Source organism: uncultured Ruminobacter sp. (assembly GCA_902764345.1).
Classification (GTDB): Bacteria; Pseudomonadota; Gammaproteobacteria; order Enterobacterales; family Succinivibrionaceae; genus Ruminobacter.
In genome coordinates this window covers 1-23,489 of the sequence record CACWVT010000038.1, presented here as the reverse complement: position 1 = coordinate 23,489, position 23,489 = coordinate 1, and the positions used below count along the sequence as shown (strand labels likewise).

At 44.7% G+C, this 23,489-nt stretch carries 17 protein-coding genes; 13 read left to right on the top strand and 4 right to left on the bottom strand.

Translation table 11 applies throughout. The annotated features are described in order from the left end of the window. A partial coding sequence (locus QZU58_RS07440; RefSeq protein ID WP_294495895.1) for a condensation domain-containing protein occupies positions 1-1,750 on the bottom strand: 1,750 nt, incomplete at its 3' end. A 466-nt stretch (positions 1,751-2,216) separates the two neighbouring features. Here QZU58_RS07440 and QZU58_RS07435 point away from each other — a divergent pair. From QZU58_RS07435 to QZU58_RS07420, 4 genes are all read left to right on the top strand, one after another. After that, positions 2,217-2,822 (top strand): MptD family putative ECF transporter S component, encoded by a 606-nt coding sequence (locus QZU58_RS07435; RefSeq protein ID WP_294495894.1) that lies wholly within the window; start codon positions 2,217-2,219, stop codon positions 2,820-2,822. A gap of 88 nt (positions 2,823-2,910) precedes the next feature. Continuing rightward, entirely contained in the window at positions 2,911-3,636 is a 726-nt protein-coding gene (locus QZU58_RS07430) for an energy-coupling factor transporter transmembrane component T (RefSeq protein ID WP_294495893.1), read from the top strand. 43 nt (positions 3,637-3,679) lie between these two features. Further along, positions 3,680-5,230 carry an ABC transporter ATP-binding protein gene (locus QZU58_RS07425; RefSeq protein WP_294495892.1) on the top strand — a complete coding sequence of 517 codons (1,551 nt, stop codon included), beginning with the start codon at positions 3,680-3,682 and terminating at the stop codon, positions 5,228-5,230. A 331-nt stretch (positions 5,231-5,561) separates the two neighbouring features. Continuing rightward, complete coding sequence (locus QZU58_RS07420; protein ID WP_294495891.1) at positions 5,562-7,154, top strand: AMP-binding protein; 1,593 nt, start codon at positions 5,562-5,564, stop codon at positions 7,152-7,154. Between the two features lie 177 nt (positions 7,155-7,331). On the opposite strand, the gene QZU58_RS07415 is transcribed toward QZU58_RS07420, so the two are convergent. Together QZU58_RS07415 and QZU58_RS07410 are read right to left on the bottom strand one after the other, a co-directional pair. Continuing rightward, complete coding sequence (locus QZU58_RS07415) at positions 7,332-8,633, bottom strand: DnaJ domain-containing protein (protein ID WP_294495890.1); 1,302 nt, start codon at positions 8,631-8,633, stop codon at positions 7,332-7,334. Positions 8,634-8,707: 74 nt separating this feature from the next. Continuing rightward, positions 8,708-9,307, bottom strand: a complete 600-nt coding sequence (locus QZU58_RS07410) for a hypothetical protein (RefSeq protein ID WP_294463435.1) — start codon at positions 9,305-9,307, stop codon at positions 8,708-8,710. A 258-nt stretch (positions 9,308-9,565) separates the two neighbouring features. Between QZU58_RS07410 and QZU58_RS07405 the strand changes: the two genes are divergently transcribed. From QZU58_RS07405 to QZU58_RS07370, 8 genes are all read left to right on the top strand, one after another. Then, entirely contained in the window at positions 9,566-10,552 is a 987-nt protein-coding gene (locus tag QZU58_RS07405; protein WP_294495889.1) for a tetratricopeptide repeat protein, read from the top strand. 373 nt (positions 10,553-10,925) lie between these two features. Then, entirely contained in the window at positions 10,926-11,711 is a 786-nt protein-coding gene (locus QZU58_RS07400; protein ID WP_294495888.1) for an outer membrane lipoprotein-sorting protein, read from the top strand. 112 nt (positions 11,712-11,823) lie between these two features. Beyond that, positions 11,824-13,095 (top strand): hypothetical protein, encoded by a 1,272-nt coding sequence (locus QZU58_RS07395; protein ID WP_294495887.1) that lies wholly within the window; start codon positions 11,824-11,826, stop codon positions 13,093-13,095. Between the two features lie 8 nt (positions 13,096-13,103). Beyond that, the gene (locus tag QZU58_RS07390) at positions 13,104-14,210 is read left to right on the top strand and encodes a saccharopine dehydrogenase NADP-binding domain-containing protein (RefSeq protein ID WP_294495886.1); all 1,107 of its coding nucleotides are present in this window, start codon (positions 13,104-13,106) and stop codon (positions 14,208-14,210) included. Between the two features lie 34 nt (positions 14,211-14,244). After that, a complete protein-coding gene (locus tag QZU58_RS07385) occupies positions 14,245-16,119 on the top strand; it encodes a saccharopine dehydrogenase NADP-binding domain-containing protein (RefSeq protein ID WP_294495885.1) in 1,875 nt (624 codons plus the stop codon). Between the two features lie 129 nt (positions 16,120-16,248). Then, positions 16,249-18,708 carry an endopeptidase La gene (gene lon, locus QZU58_RS07380; protein WP_294462353.1) on the top strand — a complete coding sequence of 820 codons (2,460 nt, stop codon included), beginning with the start codon at positions 16,249-16,251 and terminating at the stop codon, positions 18,706-18,708. Between the two features lie 299 nt (positions 18,709-19,007). Further along, complete coding sequence (locus tag QZU58_RS07375) at positions 19,008-20,003, top strand: Asd/ArgC dimerization domain-containing protein (RefSeq protein ID WP_294495884.1); 996 nt, start codon at positions 19,008-19,010, stop codon at positions 20,001-20,003. 8 nt (positions 20,004-20,011) lie between these two features. Then, the gene (locus tag QZU58_RS07370; protein ID WP_294495883.1) at positions 20,012-20,926 is read left to right on the top strand and encodes a L,D-transpeptidase family protein; all 915 of its coding nucleotides are present in this window, start codon (positions 20,012-20,014) and stop codon (positions 20,924-20,926) included. Positions 20,927-21,025: 99 nt separating this feature from the next. Here the strand turns inward: QZU58_RS07370 and lnt are convergent, their stop codons facing one another. Beyond that, positions 21,026-22,597: an apolipoprotein N-acyltransferase gene (lnt, locus tag QZU58_RS07365; protein ID WP_294495882.1), complete on the bottom strand. Its 1,572-nt coding sequence runs from the start codon at positions 22,595-22,597 to the stop codon at positions 21,026-21,028. Between the two features lie 356 nt (positions 22,598-22,953). Between lnt and QZU58_RS07360 the strand changes: the two genes are divergently transcribed. Beyond that, entirely contained in the window at positions 22,954-23,397 is a 444-nt protein-coding gene (locus QZU58_RS07360; protein WP_294495881.1) for a hypothetical protein, read from the top strand. Positions 23,398-23,489 lie beyond the last annotated feature (92 nt).

The following is a 23,489-nucleotide window of genomic DNA, read 5'->3' as shown; positions in this document are numbered from 1 at the left end:
CGCCGTAGGAGATTTTACTGTCACCGTAGAAGATTGCGGTGACGTCCGGATTGGCTATGGCATGGGAAAATATTCTTTCGGCCAGCAGCAGATCCGTAACCGGAGCCGCCGTGTCGTTAACCCTGTCACGAATCTCCTTCTGTGAAGCAGGCAGTTCATTAAGGCAGATGTTTTCAAAACTGTTTTCAGAGGTTCCGAGTCTGGTCAGCAGATCGGTATAGGCCGTGAACATGTTGTCAACCAGACCTTTCGGAAATACTGATTCCACGGCATCAAAGCATACCATGAGTCCGTCAGGCATCTCATATATCTGATGATCGAGACATACCTGCGGAGTCTGGGAAATCATGTAATCAAGATTACCGAGTGATGAGGAAACCTCGTCATCTATTAGAGCTGTGCCCAGGTTGCAGGCAAATACCACCGGAGCGATCAGACCGTCGTTCTTTCTGTTTTTGGAAAGTGCACGAAGTACCCTGATTGCCGAATACCCGGTGTATGCACTGTCCCTGTGGAATTGTGCCTGAAGTTTCCTGGCGTGTTCAATGAATCTGAGATTTTCGGTATAGTCACATTCAAGCAGGAGCAGGTTTGTAAAGTCTGATACCGCATGTTCAATCCGGTCATTACCGGTGTTACGGTTAAAGAGAGGAACGTTGATAAGGAATTTCGCGGTGCTGCTCCAGCGGGACAGTACCATGCTGTAGGCCGTGGCCAGGGTCATGGCAGGGGTGATGCCGTATGAAAGGGAGTTTTTTTTGATTCTGTTCCAGATCTCCCCGGCAATGGTTACCTTGTGTCTGGTAAAACGTGATTTTTCAGAGGTGTTGCCGGTGTACGGAAGCTCCGGTCCGACAGGCATGGTTTCAGCCCTGTCGTTCCAGTACTTTTCCGCATTCTTAAACTGTTCGGCATTTTCCTTCTGCTGGGTACTGAGGTAATCCCTGAAGCTCCAGTTTAAAGGAGCCTTGATTTTTTTACCTGCATAAAGTGATGCCAGATCATGAAGCAGAATGTTAAGACTCTGAACGTCGGCCACAAGCAGGTCAATGTCAAAGAAGATTCTTGATGTTCCGTCAGGATATTTGAGAAGTTCCAGTCCGATAACCTTACCGTTCTCAATGGCAAGCTTTCTGTGGGAGTTTCTTTCCCGAATTTCGGCTGCCAGCTTTTGTGCTTCTTCCATGGTGGAGGAAGAAAGATCGTGAACCTTCAGCGGCTCGTTATGGTTTTCCTTTATGTTGTGCTGTTTTCCTTCTGCCGTAAACACCGTGCGCAGCATGGTATGAGCTTCGATTAGATCGGTGAAGGCACTGTCCAGACGGAGTGCATCCACGTTTCCGCCGACAATTTCAAGATATGCATGACAGCCGACACCGCCAAGCTGCTGACCGTCCTCGCGGCCTATCCAGTAGGCATACTGCACGTCGGTAAGGTCATAGTCGGTTTCATATTCAACTGCAGTGACCGGAACTTCAGACCTGTCTTGCTGTTTTTCGACGTATTCACCTGCCTTCAGTGTGAGCTTTTCTGACCATGCCTTTAAGGTCGGCTCTTCGATAAGATCGGCAAAGGTTATTTTGATTTTTGACTTTCGCCATCTGCTGACGAGTCGCATTATCTGGATGGAGTCTATACCGCATTCAATCAGGTTGCTGGTTTCTGACGGTATTACAGCTTTTGGCTGTATGGATTTGATAAGTTCCCGTATTCCCTGAATACCGGTGTCTAAACATGAACTTTCGGGCATTTTCCTGTCTCGATACGAAAATAACTAATGACATAAAATTCACGTAAATGCATGTAAAAATGCTTTTCAATGAATTTTGAAAAAGTAAATCATGAGAATGCGTATATTTAATGCAGGTCTCATAATCCGTAATAATTTCAGTAATAATGTTAGATATGTCTAACATGTGTTAGCAAACGCTAACAAAAATAACAGCATTTGCGGATTTGTCAAGTTAATATGAGAATTTGACGTGAGAATAATTGTCACGGTTTTTTTCAGATAAATTTTATAAAGTGATGCAGGTTTCGATCGGTGTTTGCGTATGTGGGAATTATTATTACTTTATTTCGGCTACAATTGCGCTCCGGCGGTTTAAAATCTACTGCCGAAAATTTTCCGTCAGGCACGGAATAGTGGGGGAGTCCCCTCCGCGGACGGATTTCTGCGGAATTCCGGTTCCCTGGATTAAGGTGTTTTTTGGTTAATGGTTATTGGGATTGGTAACATGGATCAGAGTAAATCGCTAAACAGTACCGATTTAATTAATATCGGAGTATTCACCGCCATTATGGCAGTGATAACGCTAATTGTCATTCCAATTGGATTTCTGCCTGTTCTGATGCCTCTGTACTGCGTTTTTATCCCGTTATTCTCCGGGATTCCTTTCATGCTGTTTGTAACCAGAGTCAGGAAGTTCGGCATGATTACCATTATGAGTATTCTGATGGCTCTTTTCCTGTTATGTACCGGAATGGGGTGGTATACGCTGCCTCTGGCACTGATTACCGGGTTCATTGCAGACGGTCTTGTGAAGGCCGGGAATTATTCAAGTCTGAAACTCAGCATTGCCGCCTGCTCAGTTTTTTCACTGTGGTGTTTCGGCAGTTATATCCCGCTGATTTTCATGGCGGATCAGTTCTGGGCAGAGAATGCACAGTACGGCGAAGAGTTTATTAATGATTCAAAAGATATTTTTAGACTCTGGATGGCCCCGGCCCTGATTGCATGCTGTCTTGTATTTGGAGCTTTGGGCGGGGTAATTGGCGGCAGGGTTCTGAAAAAGCACTTTATCAGATCCGGAATCCTGTAATTCTGATTTCTTCTTTGCTGTTTTTTTTCTCTTTCTATGCGGTTCGTCTGTACATAATCAGTCTGAACCGTAATTACCGGATGTACATATGCTGACTGTTGACAGAAGTTTCGGGTTCCTTGATCCAAGGACAAAATTACTTCTACTTGTAACTCTGCCCACCTTTCTTCTTGGCGGAGCAGGTGGCGAGTATCTGAAACCTTTCTGTATGGGGTTTTCCGTACTGCCTTTTGTGCTTCTCTTTATTTCCAGAAATTACCTGCCTGCCGTATCGGGGTTTTTGGTTTTTATGCTGATGCAGTTTGCCGGAATGATTATTCCTCGTGATGCCGGAGGACTTGTACATAACGTATTTCTGATTCTTTACGAGGTGTTATGTCTGCTTCTGCCATGCGGAATAATGGCTACATTCATCATGAGAACAACCACCGTCGGTGAATTCATTGCCGCTATGGAAAAGCTTAAGGTACCACAGTTTATTACCATTCCGTTTTCGGTGATGTTCAGATTTTTTCCAACCATCATGGAGGAATACCGTTCCATAGGCAGAGCCATGAAAATGCGCGGTATCACACCGGGAAAGGTTGGTATCGCGGGTTTTATCGAGTACCGCATCGTTCCGGTAATGATGAGTGTCGTGATTATTGCCAATGAACTTTCCGCAGCTGCGCTGACCAAAGGTCTCGGAGGAAAAATCAAGAGAACATGCATTCATAGACTGGGGTTCGGATTTGCGGACTTTTTGCTGATTGCACTGTGCGTAACGGCACTGCTGTTTTTTGTTCTGAGTCTGTTTGATGTCAGACTCTGGTAACCGTTAATATTCGGAACGGGTTTATTTGTTTGAGACGTGCACCATGCTGAAATTGAAAGATGTTTCCTTTACCTATGTTTGTCAGTCCGGATACATTGCCGAAGACCGGGGCCCCGTCAGTAACGTGACAGGAACCTCCGAAACCGCGAAGTCCGCTCAGTCCGGAACGGCAGACATTTCCGAAAATTCGGAAAGCGGAACAGGTGGCCGTATTCTGAATTCTTTTAATCTGAATCTTAAAAAAGGTGAATTCGTGCTGCTTACCGGAGCTTCTGGATGCGGCAAAACCACGGTACTGCGTCTTATCAACGGACTTATTCCAAGATATTATCCGGGGAAGGTGGAGGGCTGCATCGAAATAAACGGTGAAGATATTTCCGGCCGTGAACTTTACGAGATTTCACGCAGCGTGGGAACCGTTTTTCAGAACCCGCGAAGTCAGTTCTTCAATGTGGATACCACCAGTGAAATGGCCTTTGCCTGCGAAAATCAGGGAATGGATCCAAAGGAAATTCTTAAAAGAATTTCGGTAACGGCCGGAAAGTTTAATATTGAGAAGCTGCTTAACAGAAATCTTTTCAAACTGTCCGGAGGAGAAAAACAGAAGATCGCCTGTGCCGCAACTGACGTTACGGGGACTGAAGTTATTCTTCTGGATGAGCCTTCGGCCAATCTTGACCATGATGCTTCCCTGGATCTGCGCCGTCTTATTGAAAAGTGGAAGAGTGAGGGTAAAACCATTGTGGCCTCCGAGCATCGTCTGGCTTACCTGTGGGGGCTTCCGGACAGACTTGTGATTATGAAAAGCGGTACAATCGACAGGGTCATGGAAAAAAACGAGCTTGATACCGTTACTCCGGAAATTCTTGCATCCATGGGGCTCAGAACAAATGTCATGGAGAATCCGGTGAACATGGATCTGCCGGATATTGCCGATGCTGACACCTCTATCTCTCTCAGAAATTTCAGTTTCAGGTATCATAACGGTATTTTCCGTAAGAGTAAATATTCCCGGAATTTCGGTTACGATGACGTGAGGATTGCCCTTAACAGAATTACTGCGGTAACCGGCGCAAACGGCATCGGTAAGACCACGTTCCTTAACTGCCTCTGCGGTCTGGAGAAGAACTGTCGCGGTATCGTCGAATATGACGGCAGAATACTGGATTCCCGTGAGCGGCAGAAAAAATTCTTTATGGTCATGCAGGACGTTAACCATCAGTTGTTTTCCGAAAGCGTATGGGAGGAACTGAAACTCTGTTTTACGGGCAGAAACATTTCTGATTCCGAAAAGACAAAAACAGCTACTGAAGTTTTGAAGAAACTGGATTTGTATGAGTATCGCAACAGGCATCCCATGTCTCTTTCCGGAGGTCAGAAGCAGCGTGTCGCCATAGCATGTGCCTTATGCTCAGACAGGGATTTTCTGCTGTTTGATGAACCTACCAGCGGTCTTGACTATGAACATATGCTGAGTGTTTCCGATCTGTTAAAGAGTTTAAGGGATGCCGGAAAGACCATAGTGGTGGTGACTCATGACAGCGAACTCATAAGATGCTGCTGTGAACGTAAGATTGTTCTTAAATGTTCGTAAAGGCATTAATCCTGTCCGGGGTAACGTATCGGTCTGGCAGACGGAATACCTTCATGTCGGATTTATGCCGTTATCAGTCGGATTCGTATCAGAGACGGAATGACCGTCAGGAGTCCAGGTCTGATTATTGGATATGATTTTTTTTATCATTATTTTCCATATGTAAAAGCCCCGCTTTCTGATAATATAGCCGAACCTCAAAATTCCTTTTATACCATTCATTTCATCCATAAGCCTGATAACGGTGGGTTCATGTTTTATGACTAAGTATGAACAGAGCTGTTTCAGGTGACCGCGTACCATTACATGATTATGGAGTAATTGTACAGTTATGGATCCAATTAAAACCTGGACTCCTGAAGAGCAGGAGTTTTATTACCAAAATGCCTGGCTGAAATCAACCATCGGCGGTGAATTTGAGCAGTGGTGCAGGGCATATGCGGATAGAACCGCAGTCGTAAGCGGTTCTGTTGAAATCACCTATGCGGAGCTTTTTGAACGTGTTGAAAAAATGACTCTGTGGCTTATGGAAAAAAATGTGAGAAGAGGGGAATGTGTTCTTCTTCAGATGCCGAACTCAATCGGTTTCATAGTTCTTCTCTTTGCTCTCCTGCGTATCAGAGCAGTGCCAATTCTGGCACTTCCTGCCCAGAGAGCCATTGACGTGGTGGCTCTGTGCGGTATTGCCGGTCCGACACACTATATTTCTGCGGACAGATACTTCAATATGGATTACGGTGAAGTAATTGACCGTCTTAAGGAGAAACATCCTGAAATTGACATCATAACCTTCAGTTCTGAAAACGATCCTGATCTTCTTCTTACTGACTGTGCAGGTTGCGGCAGTTTTACCTTTAACGAGGGTAATAATCTTGACGTGGCCATTCTGCTGCTTTCCGGCGGTACAACAGGAACACCAAAGCTCATTCCTCGTACACATGCCGATTATTCCTATAACTATCGTACCATGGCAGGAATAACGGGACTCGATGGCGACAGTGTTTATCTTAACATTCTTCCGACAGCTCATAACTTCTCCCTGTCATGTCCCGGAGTATTCGGCATATTAAGTGTAGGCGGTAAACTGGTAATAGCCAGATCAGGCAGTTTTGATGAGGGATTTGAGTTAATTGCCGAGCATGGTGTAACCATTACCGCCATGGTTCCGACCCTGGCCAAGCTGTGGGCAGATGCCGTTGAATGGGATGAACCTGATTTAAGCAGCCTCAAAGTGCTGCAGGTAGGAGGTGCCCGTCTGGATCCTCAGGATGCCGTCGTTATTCAGAAAAGATTCGGCTGCAGGCTGCAGCAGGTGTTCGGTACGGCTGAAGGTCTTATCTGCTGTACCAGACTGGATGATTCGGATGATGCGGTTGTAAACTCTCAGGGTAAGCCTATTTCTCCGTATGACAATTGCGTAATTGTTGATGATAACGATCGTCCTCTGCCTCAGGGGGAAATCGGAGAACTGCTGGTTAAGGGGCCTTATACCATTCATGAATATTACAGAGCTGGTGAGAAGAACCTGACGGCATTTAATGCTGAAGGTTACTACAGAATGGGAGATCTGGTAAGAATGCGCGACGACGGTAATTTCGAAGTGCGGGGACGCATCAAGGAACAGATTAACAGAGCCGGTGAAAAGATTGCCGCAGCCGAGGTTGAAACACTGCTTCTTGAACATCCGTGCATTGAATCGTGTGCCGTGGTTCCCGTTAAGGATGAAGTGCTTGGCGAACGTATCTGCGCCTTTGCCATTGGGGAAGAAATGAATCTCAGTGAGGTTCGTGACTATCTCAGGGCAAAGGGACTGGCACTTTTCAAGCTGCCTGATCAGCTTGTATTTATTGACAGCTGGCCGCTTACCGCAGTGGGTAAGATCGACAAGAAGCGTCTTGCCGCCATGGGTGGGGAAGCTGCCTGAGTTTTTTTCGGGAACAGTAAATAACATGAAAAATAGAGGAGGCTACATGTGTAGCTTCCTTCCTGATTCTTCAATTGTGAGGTCGCAATTTTTCCCTAACAGGTGAATATTGTTCGGTAGGATCGGTCTGACATGAATATGGTGACCATTACGTATATGATTCTGCAGATGTGTTTTTTATGTTCTGAACTTTTCTTTTAGAACTGTGTAGGCCTCGTTTATTTCTTTGCTTTTGTTTTCATATTCCCTGCGGGTTTTTTCTTTAAGATGTTCGGGAAGATTTAATAAGGCTACTCTGTCAGGATGGTATTTTTTTATCAGTCGACGATACATTACTTTTATCTCTTCAAAGGTTGCCGACGGCTTAAGACCGAGCACTCTGAATGCCCATTCCTCTTTGGTTTCTCTGTGGCTTCTGCTGAACCTGTTGTTATACTCATTGATGTAGCTTAATATCAGTTCATCAGGAATCTCTAGGGCGCGTGAGACAATCAGAATTCTTCTTTGTTCTTCATTGGAGATTATTCCGTCAGAGGTGATGATTGGAAATAGGAGTTCAATACAGAAAGAAATAAAGGAACTTTTTTGTTCGGAACTGAGCAGAGGCAGAAGTTCAGTAATGATTTTACATGATTTTTCAGGAGAAAAATCATGGGACTTCCCAGTATTGAATTTATGCTGGTAGATCATCCTTTCATTTTCATTAAGCTCAAGAAAGTCAAAGGCTTTTTTAACCTGTTCTATTTGAGCTTCGGAGATCGTTCCCTGAGCTCTTGCCACGTATCCCGTCAGGGCAAAAAGTTCCTCAAATAGTGGATTGCCTTGTTTGTTTCCTTTGTTTGATGTTGTCTGCTTACGGTAATTATTATTTACCTCTTCAGAATGAGATTCAGTATGTTTCGAGGATCCGCTTATTGTACTCTTTTTCAGCAGATAAATTATTAACCACAACAAGGCAATTCCTGTTGCGATAATAACTGTGTCTTTACCGTTCTTTTTCGAAGAGTGATGCCTTTCCAAATAATCGTTATGAGAGTCGAATGAAAATCCTGTCTGAACATTAGGATCCTGTTTGGTGACAGTTACCGAGGCCGATGGTTTTGTCTGGGGTGGGGATTGTGTGGTGGAGGTGTCCGGCTTAAGAATCCCATATTTAACGGAAAGTTGTTCAGCTTTTTCAGGAGATTTTGGAAAACCGCGAATTCCTTTTTGGTAGGCAGTGATCAATTCATGTTGGGCTATTTTCACCATATTATCGGCAGCTTCCTCAAGTAAGGCGGCCGAGGTCTGAGGATCTGATACGGAAAACTTTTTGCTCACTTCGTAAACTGAGTGTGGGTTTTTTTCAATAAAAGCTTTTTTGCATAATTCAATAGAAATGTCCCTATTTTTTAGACATTTTTTTAAATAGTTTTCATCTGCATAAGCGACGGAGAAAACAGATGCAAGAAGCATACACGTCAGAAAAAGTCTTTTCATTTAAGTTATCTCTGAATATCCTTATCCTTTAACCGGAAAGTGAGATGTCCACTGTATTCGTATTAGTTGAAAACTTATCGTGGGTATATTCCCTTCATGATGGAGCACTCAGCGTTATTCCAGAATTCAAAGTTGTTATCAGTCTCCTGATAGCCCATTTCTTCTGCTTTTAGGAGCCATTTTCTGGCCTGTTCAAGAAAATCATAGTTATCTGCTGAGCCGTTGGTGTAGTAATTTCCCAGAATACCTGCTGCAATGCAGTCATTATGTTCTTCGGCTAGTCTGGTATAGATTTTTACGGCATTGTCCTGTGCCTTCTTATCTTCCGAACCAAGCATTATGGTTAGGGTTAGGTGAATGGCAAAGGGATCTCCTTCTGCCGCTTCTTTGGCGCATGTTTTAAGATTTTCATCTGAAAGATTGTGCTTTTTTACTATTAAATCGTAACAGGTTGCTTCATTATTGTTCTGTTCCTCAATAAGATTGTGGTATATTCGAGAGAAGTCAGGATTGTCTGATTTTCTGGTAGCATATTCACATGATGATAGAGCAGATTCCCTATCATTGTTAAGATAGAATACATAGCAGGAAGTTATGTCAATAATTTCTTTTATTGTTTGGCTTCTGTTGTTCTCGTAAACCTTTGAACATGTGTTATGTGCGTCTTGATACATTCTGTTGTCATATAACCTAAGGCAGTCTTCAACTGTAGGAACGGAAGGTCTGAAAGTCTGTTCTGTATTTGTGTTTCTTATAGTGCTGGAATTTTCTGTGGCCGTATTAACTGTGCTTGTACATGCGGTCAAGGAGAACCAGAATAGAATAAGAGAAAAAAAAGAGTCAAATTTTTTCATGGTTACATACAAAAAATAAAAGAGAAATGACAACTCAGATAAAAATATGAGCAGTCAGTGTGAATAAAATTATTTGATATGGTAGATGAATATTATCTGGTATTTTTGGTTATCATTCAAAAAATTTGGCACAAAAATGTAATATGGCACAGAAATAAATATATTATTGATAGTAGAAGTCTACAGACCTGTAAAAAACATGTAACTGGTATAAACGTAAAAATGAAAACAAGTATACTATTTTTTATTCTTTTTCTGACTGTTTCAGCTTCTGCTGACCCAGGATTAGAGTGTTTTACTGATGTTTATAATGAAGAATATGAAGCAGCGTATCATAAATGCCTAAAGGCGTGCGAGGATGGTGTTGGCACTAGCTGTGCTTTCTTGGGAATTCTTTATGATGATGGACTCGGAGGCCTAAAGGAGGATGACGGTAAGGCTGTATCCTATTACAGAAAAGGATGTGAGATGAATGCCTGGGACGGATGCGCGTTTCTTGGACGTCATTATCTTACCGGAACTGGTATTGAACGGAATTATTACGAGGCGGCAAAAAGTTTTGACAAAGCATGCAGTTTGAGTGACTCTAGTTCATGTGTTTATTTGGGCGATTTTTATTATAAAGGAGCTTATGTCAGTCAGGATTATCAGAAGGCTGCTCATTATTATGAAATTGGTTGTGAACAGATTGATGGTGAAGGATGTTTCAAAGTTGGTTATCTTTATGCCACTGGAACAGGCAAGAGTATCGACATGGCAAAAGCGGGTGAATATTTTCTTAAGTCATGTGAGATGGATAACGCTTTAGGATGCGGAGCACTTGCGTATCTTTATGAAAATCCAGAAGGTTCTGAGCATGATTATTACAAAGCCAAAAATTATTACGAAAAATCATGTAATTTGGGTTCAGGTGATTCGTGTCTTGTCATGGGAAAATATTATTTGAATGGACAGTCTGTAGACAAGGATGAAAAAAAGTCATGCGAATACTTTAGAAAAGCCTGTGATTTGGGAAATAGGGAAGGTTGCACTTTGCAGAGAATCAGTAAGATGATGAACAAGTGATAATCAGAGCCTTAATACTATAAAAGCCGTGTCAGCTACTGTGACTGCCCCGGCTTTTTCTTTTGTGACATTTTGTACCTGTTTTTTGATGTTTGGCATATGAAACGAGAAGAATCAACTAATGATAAATTTTGTTAGTTATGTCTAATTATTGTTAACATAAGCTAACTTTTGTGATATTGTTTCACGGGTTTGAAACCTGTCACGTTTTTCTTTTTCGTTTTTTTTCCGGTACCGGTCATGATGACTGAATGAGTGATGTTCGTGATTGTGCCACGATTGATTTATGGGAATTTGAGGGAAATTCGTAAATTTATGCATTAACGGATAATTGACGTGACAGTGTTCACCGTGTTTTTAGACAAGGAAAATAATGATGAAAAAAATACTGTCAGCATGCGGTCTGCTTTTGGCATGTTCCTTTTTTCCGGCTCAGGCAACTGCGGAGGATCTGACCGGTCGGGATATTGCCGTGATGGTTAACGAAGCAGACAGCAGTAAGGATATGCACAGAAACGCCGTAATGGTAATTGAACGCGGAAAGCAGAAGCTGGTGAGAAAAATGGAGATGTGGGCCGTACACAACGGAGATGAACGCCGCTCACTCATCAGATTTAACGCACCTGCGGATATCCAGGATTCTCAGTTTCTGTCATGGACTCATGATGACGTGAACAGGGAGGATGACCTATGGGTGTTCTTTCCTTCTGAAAACATTGTGAGACGAATCAGCGGAGGCGGTAAGAAGAGTGCCTTCATGCGCAGCAGTTTTGCATTGGAGGATATTGAATACCGCAGTGTTGATGCCGACAGCCATGAATTTCTACGCAATGACAGTGTAAACGGTCGCGACGTCTGGGTAATTGAATCAAAGGCGATTGAGTCAAAGTCTGACGAAACCGGATACGGCAGAAGGGTAGTATTCGTGGATAAGGAATACAGGCTTCCAGTAAAGATTGAATATTACGATACCCACAACCGACTGTTAAAGGTTATGCTGGCAGGTGATTTCAGAAACATTGACGGTATCTGGTCAGCAGGAAAGATGATTATGCAGGATGAAGGCAAAAACTCCCGTACACTCATGCAGTACACCGATGTTGTATACAACCAGGGATTTGATGCGTCTGTTTTTGATCATAACAATTTAAAGAGGTAATCAGCCGACTCCGTCTGCGTGATTATGTTTTCTTAAAAATATCTTCCTTACGGATTCCGGTCTCCATGACCGGTTACGTAACTTCATCAGTATTTCAATATAGTTTTTTCACATGAAGAAAATTTGCTTACTGACCGTCTGTCTCTGTCTGAGCGGTCAGGTTATGGCGGAGGACGATCCTTTTGCCTTTGATCTTACTGAAGGCGATGATGATACAGCAGCTGAATCATCGGCTTACGATTACAGATTTTCCAACGCCATCGAGGGGCGTTTAAGAAAGTTCACACGCCGGAGTGATTTTCTGTCGTCACGTCTCAGACTGAACTCTTCACTGCTTCTTGATGCCGGAGCCGGCTCTTTATACGTTAACGGCTTTTTTGACTATGATGAGGCGGTTCATGCCTATGATAAACGTTTCAGGGCATATCTTTATGAATTGTACGGCAGAATAAACGGTTCTGAGATTGGACTTTCCGGCAGTCGGCTCAGTGTGGGCAAAATTCGGCTCTCATGGGGGGTAAACGACGGCAGAAGTACCATTGATGTTATCAATGCAACCTACATGCCGGATCCGATGGCCAACGGCCGAACCATATACAAATGGCCGGCATGGATGGCAAGAATTGAACAGTCTACCTCTCTGGGTAACATTGAAGGTGTCATTCTGCCTTTCGGCAAGGACAGACGGGAGGCTGAATACGGCAGCCCGTGGGAACTGGAGAGTGTTCATGAGCTGAGAACAATGGAACGTGACGGGGTGATATTCCTGAATGAACACGTAAATCCCCGCAAACCTGAATGGGGCGGAAGATACATAAAATACATGTCCGGATTTGATTTCGGGGCAGCTTACTATTCGGGATTTTCTGATCTTCCAGTAGTAAGGAGGGTATCAGCCAACTCATTTCTGATGGAGCCGGTACGCAGCAGGGTTGTGAACATAAGCGGTGCCATGTCTGCAGGCAGCAGCACATTAAGAGCTGAGGCGGCCTATACCCGTGATGCGGCCGTATACGACAGAAACGGTAATGTGTATTACACGGATCTCAAGCAGGTTATCGCGGGATGGGATCGTAATTTCAACAACGACGTCTATGCCAATATTCAGCTGTTTATTGATCACTATGACAGCTTTCAGGATGACTACGGTCTGACACTGTCACTGAGCCGGAAATATTTTCACGATGCACTTAATCTTGGTGTTAATGCCATGTACGGCTATAAGAACGAGCATTCAGTGGAGACCTTTGCAGAATATATCGTGAATGACAGTCTGACCATTAATCTGCGGGGGTACTGGATTGGCGGCGGCACTGATTCATCCGTTTATCATTCCTATGAACGGAATGATTATGTGGAAATCGGCTTTAAATACTATCTTTAGGGTATGTTATGAAAAAAGTTCTTTTTTTGGGCGGTTCCGGCAGGGTCGGAGAGACAGCCTCTGATTACCTTTTAAAAAATCTTAATGATGTTGAGCTGACCATTGTTACCAGAAGTTCAAAGATTGATGTCGGCAGATTCGGTTCGGATTCAGACAGGGTAAAGACCGTTCATGCCGATATTACGGACTCTGAGGTTCTTAGGGCGCTGATTACCGGAACTGACCTGGTTATTTCCTGCGTCGGTCCTTCCCACAGAATCGGCACTGGGGTAATTGATGCATGTGTCGAAGGCGGAGTTGCCCTTCTTGATGTATCGGGCTATGATCCCGCTCTTAAATATCTGGACGGTCTGAATGCCGGTGGGGTGCTCAGGGCTCCGATAGTGGTCAATTCCGGTTTGCTTCCAGGACTCAGCGGTTCCTATCCTCAGTATCTTATTCACAGATATCGTGATTATTCACCGGTGGAAAAGGTTGAGGTTTTCTATGCAGGCCGGGATGTCTGGAGCCTCAGTTCCGCAATAGACATAGTGGTAAGTCTCGGCGGATTTGGTGATAACAAGGGGTTCTGCCGTATTGAGGATGGCAGGCTTAGAAAGCTGGGATTTTTAAGATCTCTGGTCAGTGTCAGGTTCCCGGAACCGGTTGGAAAGGTTTTCGGCATGACCATGTATTCCGAGGAAATGGCCCGTCTTATCAGAACGGAGAATATTAAGACCGCATACGTTTCAGGAGCCAATATAGGTAAGAGGGCCGGTTTCAGTCTGTTCCTTTCCATGATTTTCAAAAGATATGCTTCCGAAAAGGGGATTCTTAAGGGGGCTCAGTCTCTTGTAAAGGCTTCGCTAAAGGATAGTAAAAGCTCCGCATCCTTCTACGGTATCTGCTGCAGGCTGACGCTTCATGATGGCAGAACGGTAAAAGGAATGCTGACTGCCACAGATACCTATACTCCGACAGGATACGTTGTCGGCATGAATGCCGTATACATGCTTACCCATGAGATTGCTTCAGGTGGATATTCCATGCACGAGGCAATACCAGCGGAATATCTTATTCCTTCACTACAGAAATCTGGCGTGCTGACGCTTATCACGGATTCTTTTGCGGATTAACGGCTTTGCAGTAATTATTCAGGAACCTTTGGACATGACTGAACTGACAGACAAGAAAATATACAGAATTCTGATTATCGGTGGTGGCGGTGAAACCGGAAAGACAATTCTCAGGTATATAAGCACCAGACATGATAATGTTGAGCTCACGGTTGCCGGCAGGCATGAACCGTCAGGAAAGGAGGAGTACCGCTATGTACGGATTAACCTAAAGGACTTCACCGGATCGGTTACTCTGGTCAGGGAATTTGATCTGGTTATTGCTGCCTGCGGCCCAATGGAAAAGGTTCTTTCTGGTTTACTTAATATATGTATTGAGGCCGGGGTTGATGTCATTGACATCAATGATTCCGCCAAAGCCGCCTCTGACGTTCTTGATAAGCATGCGTATGCTGCCGACAGAAACGTAAGAATATATTCGGGAATGGGCATGTCTCCCGGTCTTACCTCTCTGATGCTGAGAACACTGGCAGAAAAGAAGATGTCGGCTGAAGGGGTATACAGAGCCAGAATCTGTATGGGAACAGCATACGGCGGCGGGCGTTCAAGTCCGTATGCCATGCTGGACAACCTGAAAAATGATATTCTCGTTTATCAGAATTCACGGGCCGTGGTGATAAGGAATCCATGGCGCGACGATAAATCTGATTTTCTTTTTATGGGAAAAAGAAAAAAGCTTACTGGGGTTCATTACAGTACTCCGGAAATCTATTCTCTGGCATCTCCCAGATATCCTCATGACAGGGCTTTTGTGAGCTGCTATGACATCAGATGCACCATGGAGGGGTTTCCCGTGTGGGCTGCCGGATTAATTGCCCGAATTAACGGCAGCGGAAGATTCAACGATGTTCTGGCAGGAATGTTCTATAAAAGCGGTCAGAAGATGAAGGGTAACGCAAAGTCCGATCCTGATAACCATATAGTGGTTTATCCGGACAGTGATGAAGACAGAGGTATCATGCTTTTCGGGGATGTTTCCTCATATGATCTTACCGCCGCAATGGCGGCGGCCGTTACTGACTGCTGGATTGACGGTTCACTGAGCGAAAAGCCCGGAGTATACAGTGTGGAGTTCCTTAATGATGACAGCTTTGCCGCCGTTGTCAGAGCTCTGGACAGACGCAACATATTCTGGAAAAACGTCGCCGATGTAAGAAGAGCCGGATGGGATCAGTGGGGATGGCTGGAAAGAAATGCTCATGACGTCAGCTCCTTAAGACATTACGGAGAGAACTGGTACACCGTCCGTATTCACCCGCGCATGAAGAACGTTCAGACTGACATTCTTTATGCCTCAGGTGTCTGGAAGGAGGTGAGGAGCAGATGTAAGGGACTGAGTTTTGTCCTTTGTGTGCTGAAAATGATGAACCGCTGGCGCAGGAACATGAGCTCACTTAAAAAAGAGGGAAAAAAGGATGCAGTGCACCTGGCTTTGGTAAAGGACATGTCCATGTTCGCTTCCGGTTATTCCCTGGTAAGGGATATGGTCGGCGTGGACAGAGCCGTTGAGCTCTACAGGGACATGTTTCTTACCGCAGGAAACAGTGAAATGTGCTGGTTCATGCCCCGACCCGAAACCTTCATGAGACTTGCAAAACCCGCTGAGTCCGTCATCACTTATTTTAAGGCAATGATGGATAAAAACGATGCATGCGGTTTTTTATCCTTTAAGTACGGGAAGGAACTGAATGAAGGCAGAACGGAGATCCGTTTTGAAATCAGAAACTGTATTTATGCCGGCATTTTTAAAAGGCTCGGATGTCCGGAACTATGCGATCTGATTAGATTGGAAGAAATGCGGGAGCTGGCGAGAATTACGAAGGGAACGGGAATTTCATATGATTATGAGCTTCTCGGAGGCGGTGATGCGAACATAGTGTTTTCCTTTACGCAAGATGCCCGTAAGTAGGTTTTTCATGAGCTGTCAGCAGAGAAACGGGAAAAAGAGATTTTTCTAAATAATGTGCGTTATGTCTTGAAATCCGTCAGTTCAGCCCATACGTAATTCAATGGTAGTTATGTTTATGGAAAATTGGATATGTCTAACGAAACAGATAATAACGATTCTCTGTCTGAGAATACTGAGAACTCAGAAGGAACTGTGGGGCAGCAGGGTGCGTCAGGTTCAGCCGGAGATGTGATGGTTGCAGAGCATGACAGACCTTCCGTTCTGCATGTCATTCCGGTTTACGACAGACCTGTTCTCCCAAGTGAGGTGCTTCCTGTTCAGCTGGCTGGTAAATGGGGAGAAACCATTCGCCAGGTAATAAACGGTGATGACAAGGTTTTTGCCATTGTGGCAAGACCTGAAAGCGAGCTGGAACAGGAGTTTGACGCTGAGAAGCTGGCAGGTAAGATGGGCTGTCTTGTCAGGGTTATGCAGGCCCGCATAAGCGATGATTTGCAGGTCGTCGTACAGGGTATTTCACGCGTAAAGCTCAGCAATATACGTGTCCACAAGAACAAGGTAATCACCGGCGATGCCGAATACCCGGCCGAAAAGATTCCGGAAAGCGGCAGCAGGGAGGAAATAGAAATAAAGGCTTACACCATGGCCATTATTTCCACCATGCGTGAGCTTATTCCGATTAACCCGCTGTATTACAACGAGCTGAAGCAGTATCTTTTAAGATTCAATCCAAACGATCCATCACTGCTTGCGGACTGTGCCGCAAGCATAACGACGGCGCATACCTCCGAGCTTATCGAAGTGCTGGAGACTGTTGATCTGCTTCCTCGTCTCAAGCTGGCACTTGCCCTTATTCAGAAGGAACTCGCAAGTACCAAACTGGAAAAATCCATTAAGAATTCCGTTACCGAAAAGATCAATACCAGACAGCGTAATTACATGCTGAAGGAGCAGATGAAGGAGATTCAGAAAGAGCTCGGAATTCTGGTTGATGACAAGACCTCGGAAATAAACAGACTCAGGGAGAAGATGTCTCGTCTGAACCCGCCTGAGGATATCCTGAACAAATTCAACGAGGAACTCAACCGCATGAATCTCCTTGATTCACAGAGTCCTGAATTTGCGGTAAGCCGTGATTATCTCAACTGGCTTACTGACGTACCGTGGGGAATTTACGTAAAGGAAAATTTCAGTCTGAAGCATGCCAGAAAGATTCTGGAGAGGGATCACGAGGGACTTGCTGACGTGAAGGAACGTGTATTGGAGTTCCTTGCAGTCGGCAGCTACAGACAGGAATTCAACGGTGCCGTAATGCTTCTTGTGGGACCTCCAGGTGTAGGTAAAACCTCCATTGGACGTTCGGTTGCGGATGCGCTTAACAGACCGTTTTTCAGATTCAGTCTGGGAGGCATGAATGATGAGGCCGAAATCAAGGGCCACAGAAGAACCTATATAGGTGCGCTTCCGGGTAAGCTGGTTCAGGCTTTAAAGGAATCAAAGGCCATGAATCCGGTTATCCTGCTGGACGAGATAGACAAGCTCAAGGAGAGTTACCACGGTGATCCGGCCGGAGCACTTCTGGAAACTTTGGACCCTGAACAGAATTCAGGCTTCAGGGATCACTATCTTGACGTTAAGATTGATCTGTCTAAATGCCTCTTTATCTGTACTGCCAACTCGCTTGACACCATTCCTCCTGCGCTTCTTGACCGAATGGATGCCATACGTCTTTCCGGATATCTGGCCGAGGAAAAATTCCTTATAGCCAAAAAGCACCTTATTCCGAAGGCACTGGAAAAGGCCGGAATAAAGAACAAGGAAATAAGGTTCCAAGATAGTGCCGTGCGTAAGATTATTGACGAATATGCGCGTGAATCCGGGGTCCGCAACCTGGAAAAGTGCATCGGCAGAATTATCCGCAAGGGAGTTATAAGACTTGTGGAAAAGGAAACCGAAAAAATTACGGTTAAGCCTGCGGACATCAGGGGATACTTAGGCGTACCGCCGTTTGCAAGGGAAAGAACCCTTGAGGGCATCGGCATCGTCACCGGACTTGCCTGGACTTCCGTCGGCGGTGCAACCCTGCCTGTGGAGGCTAAGCTTGTGGATCGTTATGCGAAGAATTTCAGTCTGACCGGAAACCTCGGTAATGTCATGAAGGAATCAGCATCAATAGCCCTTAGCTATATTTCCTCAAACGCTGCCTCATTCGGTGCGGATATACCGGACAATTATTTTGAAAAGGCCAATATTCATCTGCACGTGCCTGAGGGTGCTACACCAAAGGATGGTCCGAGTGCCGGCATTACCATGGCAAGTGCCATTCTGTCCCTGGTTCTTAACCGGGCTCCGAAAGCCAATTACGCCATGACCGGTGAACTCTCACTTACGGGGAACGTGCTTGCCATCGGCGGTATAAGGGAAAAGGTTATTGCCGCAAAGCGAGTCGGCATCACGAATCTGATTGTTCCGGCTGCAAACCGTGAAGACGTGGCCGAGCTTCCTGACTATGTAAGTGAAGGCGTAAACTTCAGCTTTGTGGATAAGTATGAAGAGGTTGCCAGGATTCTTTTTGATATCGGAAAGTAGTCCCGTGAATCCGCATTGCGGAGAATAACCGAAACTTACGGACCTTCTGCAGCACAATTCGCCGCAGAAGGTCTTTGTGTCTCATTTGTTCTCTCAGGATTAGAAATAAGTATGAGATTGGAGGCAGAGCTAGGACTATATTTGGTGCGTGTGTATGTCTTCCATGGTTACCGAACTGTCTGACGGCTTATTTCACCGAAAAAGTGAAATTTAATTTTGCCGCATTAAGTCATACATGACTGGATTTGCTATAATGCTCACACAATTCTCCATGTCCTGATTTTTATTAAGGAAATACAATGGCTGAAATAAAACTTGCCCTGTTAGGCTATGATACTGATGTTGGTAAGGCTCTTACCGAGATTATGGAACAGGAAGGCATTGAACTTGCGGATTACATTCCGCTTTCCTATACCGCCGACGAATATGACGCTATAGGTTATCTGGGTAAAAACTACCAGATTCAGAGGGTCGAGGATTTTGAACCCGAAATGGCCAATGTCTTAATGATTGCCGGAAATTACAGCGAGGCCGGTAAACTGGTGGCGCAGGCCAGAAAGAGCGGTCTTGTCATTATTGATGCCGGCGAGGTAAACGTAAAGGAAGGCAGAATCTTTGTTGACGGTCTTGCCGATGCCGATACTGATTTCGTGTATGATGCCGATTACATAGTACCAATGAGTTCTGAAGCCACAATGCTTTCACTCATCCTCAAGCCTATTTCCGAAAGAATGACCATAAGTTCCGTGAGCGCCGTAATGATGGAATCAGTTTCCGGCATCGGTGACAGCGGTACTGCCGAACTTGCCCGTGAATCCATCTCCCTGTTCAACATGAGGGACATTGCCCCGCGCATATTCCCGAGTCAGATGGCCTTTAACGTGCATACCGCAGTTGGTGACATCAATCTTGATGACACCACCACTCACGAAAATAATGTTATTGACGAGCTAAGACCGGTACTTGGCGAAACGGCGGACGTGATTAATTTAACCTCCGTGGTGGTACCTGTTTTCTACGGACATACCTTAAGCATGAATATTTCACTCCTTGAGGATGTTTCCCTGGACGAGTTCAAAAATCTGGTGGCTGCAGCTCCTGGTGTCGAACTTGTTGATGATGAGGAACTGACGCCGGTTAAGTTCGGAAAGAAAGAAGATAAGTTGTATATTTCCCGTATCAGAGCCCTGAAAGGCCAGGTCTCATCATTTACCCTGGTTGCCGTAATGGATAATTTCCTCAGGGGCGTGGTGCTGAACTGCATGGGAATTATCAGAAAACTCAGTTTAAAATAAGGCCTTTTATGAAACTGTTAAAAACTGTTATCGGTTTAGCCGTTGCGGCAGCATGCGTTAATGCACATGCCGTGACCTATAAGGTTCCTGCAGACGGCAGTCGTCTGGTGGGTGAAGTGCTTGTTACCACGGTTCCTGGAAACAATACCTCGCTCGAAAGCATTGCCGCACAGTATCAGCAGGGGTTCAGCAACATGATGGAAGCAAATCCTAAGGTTGACCCGTATTCTCCAAGACCGGGCAGCACGGTGATTATTCCTCAGCAGCTGATTCTTCCTGATACTGTTCATGAAGGTATTGTGGTTAATAGCGCCGAGATGAGACTGTATTACTATCATGACGGCGTGGTTGACGTGCTTCCTGTCGGTATAGGACAGCTCGGCAAGGATACACCCGTAGACTGGATTACCAAGGTCGAGCGCAAGAAGGCCGGTCCTACCTGGACTCCAACCGCTCAGACCAGAGCGGAATATGCTGCCATGGGAGAGCCTCTTCCTGCAGTAGTACCTGCCGGTAAGGACAATCCGATGGGACTTTACGCACTGTATGTCGGCCGCCTTTATGCCATTCACGGAACCAATGCCGATTTCGGTATCGGTTTGCGCGTAAGCCACGGCTGTATCCGTTTAAGAGATCCTGACATTGAGTATCTGTTCAACAACGTTCCGGTAAACACCAGAGTTCAGTTTATAAACGAACCGGTCAAGGTTACTGAGGAACCGGACGGCGGAATCTATATTGAAGTGCATCAGCCACTGTCAACAAACGAGTCTGATTTGAATTCCTCTGATTATTCACCTCTTCATCTGAAGCCTGCAATCAAGGCTTTCCTGAACGAGCACAAGGTCAACAGAAGTCTTCTTGACGAATACTTTAATACCCGAAACGGTATGCCTCAGCTGCTCAATCCTGTAGAATGGTAGAATTCATGCACTAAAAAGTCCCCGTTAGGGGACTTTTTGTTTGGGTATAAAAGGTATTTCGTTAAACGGTTATTAACGTTAAGTTCAATTTCCCTTACGTCAGATTTGTTGTGACGGCCTGTTGGAAATAAGATTCCGGTATCTTATTTTGGCAATCACCGCTCTAAGAAGAGACAGTCCGATGTACAGGTAAACAAATGTCAGCCCGAATATTGAAAAAGGAGTCTGTCCGAATGTCGGTCTGAACTCTGCACGCAGGGTGGCAGTAATGTTTGCGGGAATGCTTCCCACAACTTCACCTGTATGATCAATTACGGCGGTAATGCCGTTATTGGTCGACCTCAGAACCGGTTTTCCGAATTCCTTTGCTCTGAGCCTTGCTATATAGAGATGCTGTATTGGAGCGTTGGTGTAATTGAACCAGCCGTCGTTACTTACGGTTACGATAAGATTGGTTCCCGGCTTAACCTGATCGCGCAGTTCATTGTTGAAGACCATTTCATAGCATATGGCTGATGCCACGTTAAGATCCTGAACGACAATGTTTGTCTGCTCTCTTTCTCCCCTGGAGAAGGAACTCATCGGCATGTTGAAGATGGGACCGAGCTTTCTGAGTAACCATTCAAAAGGAACAAACTCGCCGACAGGCACCAGATGACGCTTGTAGTATCTGTTTCCGTGACCGAAGGTGTAGTGTATTTCCTTGTCCCTGTCTATAACTCCGATGCCCAGCATGCTGTTGTAGAATTTTTTCTCGGATTCGTCATAATACTGAATGCCGGTGATCAGTCCGAGATTGTTGTACTTGGCCTCATAATCCAGCATGCTCAGCACCTTAAGCTTTTCCATGTTGTTTTCAAGATCCGGAATTGCCGATTCAGGCCATACCATGATTTCGGCATCAAGATTCTCACGCATTTCGTGAATGTATATTTCCATCTCGTCCCAAATTGTGTCCTGATTCCAGTGAACGGAGGTGCTGATGTTTCCCTGAACGAGAGCTGCCTTTACCGGATTGCCGACCCTGATGTATTCATAGTTCTGCATTGTCAGGGCGATGATTATGAGAAACGTCGGGATTACGGCGTGAACGGCCTGCTTTCTGCGGCATGCATATACGAACCCCATGGCGATTATAATCATGACAAGCGTCATGCCCTGGACTCCAATTATCGGAGCGTAGGCACTGATGAATGAGTCAACCTGAGTGTATCCGAGAAGATCCCAGCCGAAGCCAGTGAAAAGGCGACTGTTAATCAGTTCTGCAAGTACCAGAAATGACGGAAATAACACCAGATTGCGCACTGTCGGAAGCTTTGAGCACAGTTTGTGGGCGGAATAGCCGGCAAGGGCCGGAAAAAGTGACAGATAGGCGCAGAACAGTACCAGCACGCCTAGAGACAGCGAATAGCTCATCTCACCGAATCCGGTCATTACAGATGTCAGCCATGACAGGGTACACAGATGCATGGCAAAAAAGAACAGCCACGTGGTGAATGCCGAATGCTTCGGTTTTGAGTTTCTGGAGTAGGTGAGACAGAAAATAAAAAGACCGATGAGGGAGGCATACCACATGTCTGCCGGTGCAAATCCCAAAGAGGTGATTATGCCCGCCAGAATGCTGAAAATACATCCGAAAAGAAGTTTATGTCGTAGGCTGATATGAAACATGTTTTAACGTAAAAAATCCAGGGTTTATGCATAACAAAATCTGCGGGTATTATATACTTAAAAGCGAAAATCATAGATATGAATTATTACGAAAGATGAAATTTTTTTTAGAAGCAGGTGTGTACCTGCTGTGCACGGAAACGTTGTGTTCTCAGTTTTCTGCGGATAAATTCTCTATGCATATTGATGTGTGTTGAATTATCATACGTATGGCATAAAGTGTTGCTTATTTTCAGTAAAGTATGCACTGATTATCAATATTAATTGTTTTTCTGTTTTAGCTTGGTATGTGGGTGATGAGAAGGTATTTAAGAATTGTTTTATATGCGCTAGGTTGCACGGCATTGTTCATTTTTATGGTTTCACCTCAGCATCAGCGATTTATCAAGGTAGTTACCGGAATCATCCCATCAGGGTTTTTTGATGGAATCGGTACGGTTGTCTCTAAGTCAAAAGATTGTAACATAGGTGTTAAGTCAGTAACCGGAGACGGTAAAGAGCTGATGCTAGAACTTGATGATGAATACTGTTCATCAGTAATTAATGATAAGGTTGAGTTCATATATGAGTCAGATAATCCGCAGCACGGATATCTGAACGAATTACCGACACATATCCGTTTCCTCTTTTGCTTGTCGGTGTATATGTGGATAATTGTTTTGAGTAATATTTTTCTGAGAGGTGGCTTTAGGGTCGCATTGCAGCGTCTGACAGCAGTAGCCTTATTGCTTTTTTATTTTTCGTTTTCATCTCAGTATCCGCGATTTGTCAAAGGAGGAACGGGGTTAACAATTGCTTGACTAAATCTATAAATAGTTTATAATACATTTAAAATAGTTATAGGTTTATTTGTAATGAATAAGATTATTTCAATTGGACAGGCTGCTAAATT

What these genes read in the sequence shown, in the direction of transcription:
- QZU58_RS07425 (WP_294495892.1), top strand. Translation starts at nt 3,680, where the DNA reads ATGCTGAAATTGAAAGATGTTTCCTTTACCTATGTTTGTCAGTCCGGA.
- QZU58_RS07375 (WP_294495884.1), top strand. Translation starts at nt 19,008, where the DNA reads ATGGCTGAAATAAAACTTGCCCTGTTAGGCTATGATACTGATGTTGGT.
- QZU58_RS07435 (WP_294495894.1), top strand. Translation starts at nt 2,217, where the DNA reads ATGGTTATTGGGATTGGTAACATGGATCAGAGTAAATCGCTAAACAGT.
- QZU58_RS07385 (WP_294495885.1), top strand. Translation starts at nt 14,245, where the DNA reads ATGACTGAACTGACAGACAAGAAAATATACAGAATTCTGATTATCGGT.
- QZU58_RS07415 (WP_294495890.1), bottom strand. Translation starts at nt 8,633, where the DNA reads ATGAAAAGACTTTTTCTGACGTGTATGCTTCTTGCATCTGTTTTCTCC.
- QZU58_RS07395 (WP_294495887.1), top strand. Translation starts at nt 11,824, where the DNA reads ATGAAGAAAATTTGCTTACTGACCGTCTGTCTCTGTCTGAGCGGTCAG.
- QZU58_RS07400 (WP_294495888.1), top strand. Translation starts at nt 10,926, where the DNA reads ATGATGAAAAAAATACTGTCAGCATGCGGTCTGCTTTTGGCATGTTCC.
- QZU58_RS07405 (WP_294495889.1), top strand. Translation starts at nt 9,566, where the DNA reads ATGGTAGATGAATATTATCTGGTATTTTTGGTTATCATTCAAAAAATT.
- QZU58_RS07420 (WP_294495891.1), top strand. Translation starts at nt 5,562, where the DNA reads ATGGATCCAATTAAAACCTGGACTCCTGAAGAGCAGGAGTTTTATTAC.
- QZU58_RS07430 (WP_294495893.1), top strand. Translation starts at nt 2,911, where the DNA reads ATGCTGACTGTTGACAGAAGTTTCGGGTTCCTTGATCCAAGGACAAAA.
- QZU58_RS07370 (WP_294495883.1), top strand. Translation starts at nt 20,012, where the DNA reads ATGAAACTGTTAAAAACTGTTATCGGTTTAGCCGTTGCGGCAGCATGC.
- QZU58_RS07360 (WP_294495881.1), top strand. Translation starts at nt 22,954, where the DNA reads ATGGTTTCACCTCAGCATCAGCGATTTATCAAGGTAGTTACCGGAATC.
- QZU58_RS07410 (WP_294463435.1), bottom strand. Translation starts at nt 9,307, where the DNA reads ATGTATCAAGACGCACATAACACATGTTCAAAGGTTTACGAGAACAAC.
- lon (WP_294462353.1), top strand. Translation starts at nt 16,249, where the DNA reads ATGTCTAACGAAACAGATAATAACGATTCTCTGTCTGAGAATACTGAG.
- QZU58_RS07390 (WP_294495886.1), top strand. Translation starts at nt 13,104, where the DNA reads ATGAAAAAAGTTCTTTTTTTGGGCGGTTCCGGCAGGGTCGGAGAGACA.
- lnt (WP_294495882.1), bottom strand. Translation starts at nt 22,597, where the DNA reads ATGTTTCATATCAGCCTACGACATAAACTTCTTTTCGGATGTATTTTC.